The 2,400-nt window shown below is 40.3% G+C and carries 1 protein-coding gene and 1 tRNA gene; one reads left to right on the top strand and one right to left on the bottom strand.

Features of this window, described 5'->3' with window-relative positions; translation table 11 throughout:
• Window positions 1-57 precede the first annotated feature (57 nt).
• Window positions 58-134: transfer RNA gene (locus DFR47_RS21070), tRNA-Arg, on the top strand.
• 715 nt (window positions 135-849) lie between these two features.
• Here the strand turns inward: DFR47_RS21070 and DFR47_RS21065 are convergent.
• The gene (locus DFR47_RS21065) at window positions 850-1,647 is read right to left on the bottom strand and encodes a glycosyltransferase family 25 protein (RefSeq protein WP_113946483.1); all 798 of its coding nucleotides are present in this window, start codon (window positions 1,645-1,647) and stop codon (window positions 850-852) included.
• Window positions 1,648-2,400: the final 753 nt, after the last annotated feature.

The following is a 2,400-nucleotide window of genomic DNA, read 5'->3' as shown; positions in this document are numbered from 1 at the left end:
ATTGATACGCAAGAGTGGTTGCGTTAGAACGGCTTAGCTTTATATCAAAGCGTCTGCGCACCCGTAGCTCAGCTGGATAGAGTGCTGCCCTCCGAAGGCAGAGGTCACAGGTTCGAATCCTGTCGGGTGCGCCAACAAATAAAACGCTTATATATATATCCTGAAGTTCAAATGAACCTTTGCCGATTATAGGCGCCTGTTCTGCTTAGTATTTTTCCGCTGTTTTGCATATTTTCCAGTGAGCCATCCACCCGAATACACAACACAGAATACCTAGTTCGCCGCACATATTCTCAAAAAACAGGCTGGGAATGATAATAAAATTACAAAAGATAATGTCGGGGATAACAACGTTATAGAGAGCCTTTTCACATCAATAAAAAGAGAAGAACAGCATGGAGGATGTATCGAACAAAGAATTACACCAACGTGAATGTGTTCGATTACATTGAGCTCTTTTTACGATCCTACGTATCAGCACTCAATTCTAAACCATCTGAGTACCACTGGCTTTGAAACCAAGGTGGAATGAGTTCAGCCTCGTACTCGAAAAGCACACCAGGTAAATCCCCCCCCCTTGTCTGATCGCCTTATAGCCCTCAGTCCATATTTAAAGCGATTCCATGAAACAGGTACGCTTATCTCGCGTTCCTTCAAAGTTACAGGTAATTTATTCACCCGATAAAGAATGTTTATAATTCTCTGCGCCGCTTAATAGGCCAGAGCTTATTTCATTCGAACGAAGTCGCGAAACAACATCAAACGAACTCTGAATTTTCCTATATATTTAGGAATACCCAATCAGATATATCAAGATTGATTTAGTAATAATCCATATTTACTGTCAAACTATGGCTTAAAGTATACACGCAACCAACGTTTTTTAGATGTTAACCTCGTCCAAAGTTTAGATGGGCTGAGAATATGAGATGAGCGATTATAGGATCGAACAATTTCACGTAAAACCAAACCAGGGAAAGAAGGTCGCCGCTTATATTGTCGCCGTAAAGCTTTTCGATCAGTTTCAATTAGACTAGTAAAACCTTGTTGCTTACAGACGGCCGGAAAAACCTGATAAATCTTCAAATCAGCAAACATTTCATAAGCAGGATCAAACATAAGATTATCAATAGGGACAGAAATCACGTCCATAAATGCCAACATCCTCTTAGCGGCATCGCGCGATACTATGTAGCCACCCGCACAAAGATGTTTACTCAGTAATCGAGCATATTTGTAACCGGTGTTTTCAATTTTATTACTTACATCAAGTAAAATAATTGTATTAAAGGTTTCAATCTTAACAATATCTGCGTCTAATGGGATCCATTTCGATGAAGATAAAACTTTTTGTGCTTCATGAGATAAAACAATATCATCTTCAAAAACAGCAGCAAATGCATCTTCTCCATTCGCTATGATTTCAAGGCATTTACGATGGCTCAGAAAGCATCCGATTTCAGCTGGAGGGATAGGTATCTCCCAACGACGGATCGGTGCTGTAACGGCATCTAATTCCTCTTGCTTGAGTAATCGGCCATCAATACCTGCTACACGTGTAAATGCCAGTCCATACTTGCCAAATTCCCGCTCCATCTGAGTTAAGCGGTCAACTGAACGATCAAGATTGATGAGATAACACTTCATTCACACATAAATCTGAGACAATCTGTGCTCCTGCTTTCATGCAAGAGCCTCACTAACCAACTCAACCCTTACTGAATATTAACACTTAATCAAATCAAATATCACGCAACCGTGAAAGCATTATTGAATTAAGCGTGGATAAAATTAGATCAAAGGTATCCTACAGATACAAATGACACTTCAAGCCAACGATTAGAAATATGACTTAGACCACGAATACGGGGTTTCTGCGCTTAAGTTTCAAAGCGCAAGGGTATAGATGAGCGAAACTTGCACCGAATTGCCAATGACGCTGTGTGGTCGAAGCCTAGCATACCCCATAAATTTTCATTCTAATACGAACTGCGTCAAGAAACACAAATCGATGTGTACTGCTATTTTTACTTTAAAACCAACCTATGAAACTCTCACTATAGCTATCATCTGTAAACCATAGATGCTCCATCCCCAGCTTACTCAAAACGTAACCAATTTGCACTGTTGTGAATGAACTTCGATATTGTCAAAAAACACTCCCTCCCATAAAATGGACTACGAGTGGAAACGCTTGCATTAAATAGCCTGATTTACGAGGAGGTATCAAAATTACGAGTACGCTTCAGAATGGTGCATCATCATGATAGAGTTTATACTCGATGGTTCTCAAAAGGAATACATCGTGACCTGAGCCCCGCAAACTCCTCCAGATTTTGGTAGAGTCCAATCCTTGGTAGGAGATGGACAATGAAACGCTCACGATTTTCAGACGAACAG

Source organism: Pseudochrobactrum asaccharolyticum, from assembly GCF_003314995.1.
GTDB classification, from domain to species: domain Bacteria; phylum Pseudomonadota; class Alphaproteobacteria; order Rhizobiales; family Rhizobiaceae; genus Pseudochrobactrum; species Pseudochrobactrum asaccharolyticum.
This window is presented reverse-complemented; position numbering and strand designations above follow the sequence as displayed.